Source organism: Bradyrhizobium sp. CIR48, from assembly GCF_014198315.1.
GTDB lineage: Bacteria > Pseudomonadota > Alphaproteobacteria > Rhizobiales > Xanthobacteraceae > Bradyrhizobium.
Window position 1 is genome coordinate 1 of the sequence record NZ_JACIHG010000027.1, and the last position, 6,972, is coordinate 6,972.

General features: G+C 62.2%; 5 protein-coding genes. 4 read left to right on the forward strand and 1 reads right to left on the reverse strand.

Annotation, left to right across the window (positions count from 1 at the left end; translation table 11 throughout):
* The first annotated feature begins 260 nt into the window (after nt 1-260).
* On the forward strand, nt 261-1,685 hold the full coding sequence (locus GGD66_RS40890; protein WP_183262241.1) for a site-specific integrase: 1,425 nt from the start codon (nt 261-263) through the stop codon (nt 1,683-1,685).
* Nucleotides 1,686-1,708: 23 nt separating this feature from the next.
* Here the strand turns inward: GGD66_RS40890 and GGD66_RS41925 are convergent, their stop codons facing one another.
* On the reverse strand, nt 1,709-1,942 hold the full coding sequence (locus GGD66_RS41925; RefSeq protein WP_246789203.1) for a hypothetical protein: 234 nt from the start codon (nt 1,940-1,942) through the stop codon (nt 1,709-1,711).
* A gap of 39 nt (nt 1,943-1,981) precedes the next feature.
* Here GGD66_RS41925 and GGD66_RS40895 point away from each other — a divergent pair, with 39 nt between their 5' ends.
* From GGD66_RS40895 to GGD66_RS40905, 3 genes are all read left to right on the forward strand, one after another.
* Nucleotides 1,982-3,466 (forward strand): hypothetical protein, encoded by a 1,485-nt coding sequence (locus GGD66_RS40895; RefSeq protein ID WP_246789204.1) that lies wholly within the window; start codon nt 1,982-1,984, stop codon nt 3,464-3,466.
* Nucleotides 3,463-5,628, forward strand: coding sequence for an integrase (locus GGD66_RS40900; protein ID WP_183262239.1), 2,166 nt, complete (start codon nt 3,463-3,465; stop codon nt 5,626-5,628). Before GGD66_RS40895 ends, GGD66_RS40900 begins: the two co-directional genes overlap by 4 nt.
* Before the next feature lie 221 nt (nt 5,629-5,849).
* Nucleotides 5,850-6,884 (forward strand): ArdC-like ssDNA-binding domain-containing protein, encoded by a 1,035-nt coding sequence (locus GGD66_RS40905; protein ID WP_312014230.1) that lies wholly within the window; start codon nt 5,850-5,852, stop codon nt 6,882-6,884.
* The last annotated feature ends 88 nt before the right edge of the window (nt 6,885-6,972 follow it).

Below are 6,972 nucleotides of genomic sequence, written 5' to 3' on the forward strand. Positions count from 1 at the left end.
TTATCTTGACAGTCTGCACCGACTCTCAGCGTCTTGCTTACGTCGATGCAACAGGACTGACGGAGGCGGTAGGCCTTGTCCCCACTTGTGGTGAGCTCGGTGGAGCAAAGCCGTCCGCACGCGCGCCATCCAATAGCGCCGTAGCGGGCGGACGGCTTTGCGGTGCTCACCGCCGGCCGTAGCGTTCCCACATAGCTGGCGACGGCCGGCCTGGATAGCGCCGGGCAAGTTGAACTCCTTCGTTGATACTGGCTCCCCGGATGGGGGGCCGGGGGAAGGTTGAACAACTTGTGGACAACGTAGCGCCGGCTTCGAACATCACCATTCAAGAGCGCCGATCGGCTGACGGCCTTGATGCACACGTCCCTATGATCCTGCGGGACGGGGCACTCTACGATCCTGATCTGGATCGTTTCTTCCGCGACCTTCCCCTCAACGGCGTCCGCTCACGGCACTCCCTTCGTGCGTATGGCTATGACGTCCTGGTTTGGGTCCGCTTTCTTTCGGAAGCCTGCGGCAAGTCCGTATGGCAAGGTGATCGTCGCGACGTCCTTGCCTATCATCGCGTTCGTCGCCGGACGGAGGCCGGCCAACGTATCTCCGCGGCGTCCTGGAATCGAGCTGTTGCCTGTCTCGATCGGCTCTATCGTTGGGGCGTTCACGAAGGCTTGCTCCCTGAAGCACCGTTCACGCACCGCTCGGTTTGGAGGCAAGGATACGGCGGCCGGCGTGCGCAGATTACAGCCCGCATTGACGCCTATGAGCCGGCTGCACGTCGAGCAGATGTCAGCTTTGTCACGCTCGATGACTACCGGGTATTTCGGGACGTCGGCCTCAGAGGGCTTATGCCTGATGGCGGAGCGCGGCCGGGAGCGCGTGATCGCAACGGCATTCGCAATGCGTTGTTTTCCGACCTCGTTGTGACGACGGGCCTTCGGCTGGAGGAAGCCTCCTTTCTGTTTGCATCCGACCTTGCTGCCGTCGATCGGCGAACAGCTCGACAGGTATGGCTCGATCTGCCGGACGCGCTGACGAAGGGCGATCGTGGTCGCCAGATTCTTCTTTCCGGTCGACTGCTTGAACAGGCGCGGGCCTACATCGCGGTTGAACGAGCTCACGCCGTCACTAAGTTCCGACAACGCTCCGGCTGGCGCTCGTACGAACGCCCGATCTTCGTTCACAGGGAGCGGTCAGCTTCCCGGTTGCGACTGCTCGACGGGAGTGACGTCGTTCTTGATCTGCTGAGCCCCGAAGAGCGCAGCAGGATCATCGTCTGCGATGATGACGGTACACCGAGCGAGCCCGCCGTGCTGTGGCTCACGGAAGTCGGATTGCCGGTTCAACCGAACTCCTGGGAGGTGATCTTCGCCCGGGCATCCGAGCGCTGCAGGTCTCTCAGCTTTTCCGTCAACATCACGCCGCACCAGCTCCGCCATACCTTTGCCGTGCATATGCTCGCGATGCTGATCCAGCAGCGGATTCGAGATGCAGCGTTGCCCGCTGGCCCGATCGAAGGATATCGGCAGATCCTCGGCGATCCATTACAGCAAGTGCAACGGCTGCTTGGCCACGCCAGCCTCGCAACGACCTACATCTATCTCGATCACATCGCTTCGCGCGCCGATACCGTTGATGCCGCCGTCGAGGAGTTACTGGCGCTGCTTCCCTCGGAGCACTCGTTATGAGAGGCCGGCCGCGGAAGGGAACTTCAGTTCGTTTTGCGCCCGTAGATGGTGTTGTTCCAGCTCATGCCGGTGATCAGGTGCTCGGACTGCGCTTCAACATTGAGGCGCGTCATGGCGGGATCGTCGAGGTCGATCTCACCAGCCTGAGCCCGCGAGCACTTGCGATAGCCTTTGCCGGCGCTGTTCGCCGACAGGCTGAACTCGGCGGGGCGTTGGGAGCGCGCAGCACCATCAAACAGCACATCGCGGCGTATCATCGGTTTTTCGCATACCTGCGAGCCAACTCTCATGCCACGATGCCGGCCGATCTTCGCGCGCAGGATATTGACGGCTTCGAAGCATCTCTTGAGGCCGCCGGCATGACGCCGATTCACCGGCACACGGTCCTCGCGAAGGCGATTCTTGCGCTGCGCTCTATCGATGCCGATCAACCCGGCCTTCTCGACGATAAGCTCCGCCATCGCCTGAGCTACACGAGCGCGCAATCCGCAGGTCGTTCGCGGCCCCGCGACGCATATAGCCCGTTTGTCGCTCGGCAGTTACGTGACGCGGCTCGGACCGATATCGGCAAGATATTCCGGCGCATCGGCCGTCCGCTCGATGAAGCAGGCGACTCCAACCTCCGTAGTGCGGTCGCCGATATCGAAGCCAGGATTGCCGCTGAAGGCAAGATCGATCACTCGGACCTCGCCTTCAAACGCCTGTACTTCATGCGCCTGCGCCGCGGCCTGCCGGTTTCCAGCTTTTCCGAAGACGTCCATAACCGCCATCATTTGCTCGCAACCGATCTGCCGCCGCTGCTGACGTTCCTCTCATTGGAGACAGGGCTCGAGATCGAATGCTGCAAGACGCTGACCATCGACTGTTTGCAGAACGCCGGGTCCGGGACGATCGAGATCAGCTACATAAAGCGTCGCGCGCGTGGTGCCGAGCAGAAGCGCCTGCGAGTTCGCGATGGCGGCCTCGGCACGCCTGGCGGATTGATCCGCAAGCTGATCGAGGTGACCAGCTTTACCAGGCGCTTTCTTCCAGTCGAGTCTCTCTGGGTCTATCACTATAAAGGGCGAAGACAGCTTAGGTCCGGCATCGATCACCCGCATCAGTTGGTGGACAACTGGGTCGCTGGACACGGCATCGTCGACGACGATCGCCGTCCGCTACACCTTGTTCTCTCCCGGCTGCGCAAGACACATAAGGCACTCTGGTATCTCAAGACCGAAGGGCACATGGCGCGCTTTGCCGTCGGCCACACGCCGGAGATCGCCGCCCGTCACTATGCGGATATTCCGTCACTGCGCCCCTTGCATGAAGCCACCGTCGCTGAGGCCCTTACCGAAGTTGTGGCGTCCGCAGGACCGATCATTCTGTCACCCGACAGCGAGTCCCTTTGGCGCGAGGGTGCTGATGCCCCTGTGCAGACCAATAACATTCCCGCGCTCTTGGATGGAGATCAGGACGTTTGGCTCGCGGCGTGCGCGGGCTTTCAGAACAGTCCCTTCGCCGAAGCAGGCTCACCCTGTCCGCAGCCATTCTGGGGTTGCCTGGAATGCCGCAACGCGGTCATCACCGCTCGCAAGCTGCCCGCGATCCTCGCGTTTCTCGACTTTATCGAGGGCGAGCGCGCCGGGCTCTCTGCTGGCGACTGGACTGTCAAGTTCGGTCGCGCGCATGCGCGCATCACCCAACAGATTTTGCCCGTCTTCTCGCAAGATTTGATCGCCCAAGCGCGCAGCGAGGCCACCCAACAATCTCTCTATCTTTCGCCCGAGGTGCGGCCATGAGCAAAGTTGCCCTCGCTCCGCTCCCACAGGATCTGCATGACCGTCCGGTTCTTGCTTCCGCGGCGCTGAAGCAGGACTTCGATCGAAGCCGCCTGTCCCGCTATGGCGATGCAAGCTGGGATCTCGGGCCGGCGGTATTTCGCGAGAACACCCGCCGTTGCCATGTCACTGTACATTTCGGCTCGGTCGAAGATATCGGTACCCGCGAAGCAATCCGGGAACTGCTCTATGCCCGGCTCAACGTCGATCTCCCTGGTCATCGCAAGAAGCTCCCGCCTGCCTGTGTTCGGCAGATATTCAACCGAGCGCGTCGCTTCTTCGAGTTCGTCCGCGGCGAACTCGGCGCCGTCGATCTCTCGCGGATCGATCAGCAATTGCTCGACCGCTACGCGCGCCATCTCCAGACCGGTTGCAGCCGACGGCCTGTCATCGTCGGTCACCTTCTCGAGGTGCCGGTCGACCTCTATGCTTTTCGTGATCATCTTCCCTCCGGAGGGCTGCGGTTCCAGCCGTGGAGCGGACGCGCTCCAGCCCGCGTCGCTGGTTATCGTCACGTCCGCGAGAACCGCACCCCACGAATGCCGGAAGAAGTCATCGCCCCACTGTTGGCCTGGTCGATCCGCTACGTCACCGAGTTTGCGCCCGATATCCTCGCCGCTCGCGACGAGCTTGATCGATTGGAGACCCATTGCGCCAAGCTTGTTCAATCAGATCAGGCCCTCGACCGCAAACAGCGCCGTGCCCGACAGCGCCGGCGTCTCATGGATTACTTTGAGCGGCGAGGACGTGAGGAGCGTGGTGTGCCGATCTGGGGGTCTGCTCACAATGGCACCACTATGCGGCATCCGGAGACAGGTGACGTATCGCCTCCCGTCAACTCGCACCTGCTCCATCTTCATATCGGGATCGATGCCCGCGCAGACTCGGGGATGCATATTCAGCTCGCGGGCGGCGCCCCCGACCTGATCGATGCAGCCATACGCGTGCTCGGCGTTGAGACCGGCGGCATGGATACCTGTATCTCTCATCTGCCGGAGACCGGTCGACCGTGGCGACCTCGTTTCGACGGCAAGACGCTCGCCCAGGAAGAACGGATGCTGCAATCAGCAGCATATATCCTGTGTGCGTATCTGACCGGCATGCGCGACTGCGAAGTTCAGGCAATGCAGCGTGGGTGTCTCGCCATATCACGCAGCGAAGATGGTCTGATCATGCGCCACCGCGTGCGATCGGTCGCCTACAAGGGCAAGTCGAGTCATGGCGAAGCGGCCGAATGGGTCACGATCGAACCCGTCGCCAAAGCCATCGACGTGCTGGAGCGCCTGTCGTTCCGGGCGGCAGCCGCCCGCGGACTCACGACACTCTGGCCGGTCCTGGCCGCTAAATCCGTGTGCAAGGATCACCTCTCGGCCGAGATCGTACGCCAGCTCAATCTTTATCGCGATCACCTCAACGAACTGTTCGGCACGGTCAACGAGTCGGTTATTCCCAACAGCCCCGAAGGCACGCCTTGGCGCATCACGACACGGCAATTTCGCCGAACGATTGCGTGGCATATCGCCAACCGTCCCTTCGGTACGATCGCCGGCATGATCCAGTATAAGCATGCCTCCGTCGCGGCCTTCGAGGGCTATGCCGGCTCCAGCAAGTCCGGCTTCCGCGCCGAGGTCGAGAACCAGCGTGCTCTTGGGCAACTCGATGACCTGCTGGTTTACTTCGATGAGCGGCAAGTTGGTTCGACGCTTTCCGGACCAGCGGCACCACGCATATCGAAGGCACTTGATGCTGCAGCGGTAGAACTCAGCCCCCTTCCAGTCATGATTGCAGATCGCGCGCGGCTTCGCACGATGCTCGCCAGTCTCGCACGCACATTGCACGTCGGCGTGCTCGCCGATTGCTTCTTCGATCCCGAGACCGCCCTGTGCCTGAAGCAGGCAACCAACGCCGACAACAACAAGATGCCGCTGACCGTGCTTTGCCAACCGACACGGTGTCCAAACGCCTGCATCACCGCCAGGCACCGGCCAGCATGGGCACGTTCCGCAGACGAGGCGAGAGCTGTCCTCAAAGAGAAGCGGTTGTCTTCGCTACAGCGCTCCGCCCTGCAACAGGATCTCGCACGCATCGAGGCTGTCCTCGACGATATCGATCGCGGCAACTGACGTCAGAGCTCCGGACCTGAGGTTGCGGCCGCGCCGGGTGGTTCTCGCCGGCGTCCGCCCCGGCCTGGTCGGAGCGCGCGATGCCCCGCACGGCCGCGCAACGGCTGATCGCCGTCCTCCGCTGTCGCTTCGGCTCTGCGAGTGCGCGGTCGCGCTTTCAGGCATCGCAGGTGGCTGCTCCGCCGCCGGGGACGGACCCCGGCCGAACGGGAGCACCCATCATGATGAGACAGCACAAAACCAAAGACGGCCGCCCTGTCGGGCGGCGGGAGAGGACGAGGAGGGCCGGAATCGGGCGGCCGGTTGAGGGAGTGAGAGAGGCTTGCTCCGCCGGCCGCGGAGATTCTCCCATGTCCCATACATCGAGTTCGGCGGACCGCGCCGATGTCTATACCCGCATCACTGCCGAGATCGTCGCCGCGATCGAAGCTGGCGCCGGCGAATGGCGCATGCCCTGGCATCACGACGGCACTGCCATCACCCGTCCTCAGAACGTCTCGTCAGGCAATCGATACCGTGGCGTCAACGTGCTCGCACTCTGGATCGCTGCGCAAGCTCATGGCTATGCCGACGGCCTCTGGGGAACCTATCGGCAATGGCTGGCTATCGGCGCGCAGGTACGCAAAGGCGAACGCGGCACGACGGTTGTTCTCTGGAAGCAGGCAAAGGCGGCCGCCAACGACGATGCAGATGATGGTGACGATGATGTTCGTCGCCGCGTCTTTGCACGTGCATTCACGGTGTTCAATGTCGCCCAAGTCGATGGCTACGAACCTCAGGTCATCGAGGAGCTTCCAGAGATCGATCGCCTCGCTCACGTCGGCGAGTTCATCGATGCGCTAAAGATCCCGGTCATCACCGGCAATTACAATGCGCACTACCGCATCGACATCGACACGATCTTCATGCCGGACTACGCGGCATTCACGAGCCCAGCCGCCCATGCCGGCACGTTAATACATGAGGCAGCTCACGCCACTGGCGCAAAGCACCGGCTCGACCGGAACTTCCAGGAACGGTTCAAGCGCGATTGGCTGCCGATCGAAGAAGCCACCGCCGAATTGACCGCTTCCTTCATCCTGGCGGATTTGGGCGTCGCCCATCATCCCAGGCCCGATCACGCCGCCTACGTGGCATCCTGGTTGCGCCTCCTCAAGGACGACCCTCGCGCCATCTTCACCGCCGCCAGCAAAGCCCAGCAGGCGGCTGACTGGATGCATGCCCAGCAGCCTCGGACTGAGGAGATGGCGGCATGATCACCACCATCCCCAACGGGGTAAGATTTCAAAAAGGGGCTGGACTGTCAGGATATGTCGCCGAGTTGAGCTCCGCGTTCAGCTGCGC

Bases quoted from the DNA above. Each gene is read 5' to 3' on its own strand.
- GGD66_RS40900 (WP_183262239.1), top strand. From the start codon at position 3,463: ATGAGCAAAGTTGCCCTCGCTCCGCTCCCACAGGATCTGCATGACCGT.
- GGD66_RS41925 (WP_246789203.1), bottom strand. From the start codon at position 1,942: ATGATACGCCGCGATGTGCTGTTTGATGGTGCTGCGCGCTCCCAACGC.
- GGD66_RS40895 (WP_246789204.1), top strand. From the start codon at position 1,982: ATGCCGGCCGATCTTCGCGCGCAGGATATTGACGGCTTCGAAGCATCT.
- GGD66_RS40890 (WP_183262241.1), top strand. From the start codon at position 261: ATGGGGGGCCGGGGGAAGGTTGAACAACTTGTGGACAACGTAGCGCCG.
- GGD66_RS40905 (WP_312014230.1), top strand. From the start codon at position 5,850: ATGATGAGACAGCACAAAACCAAAGACGGCCGCCCTGTCGGGCGGCGG.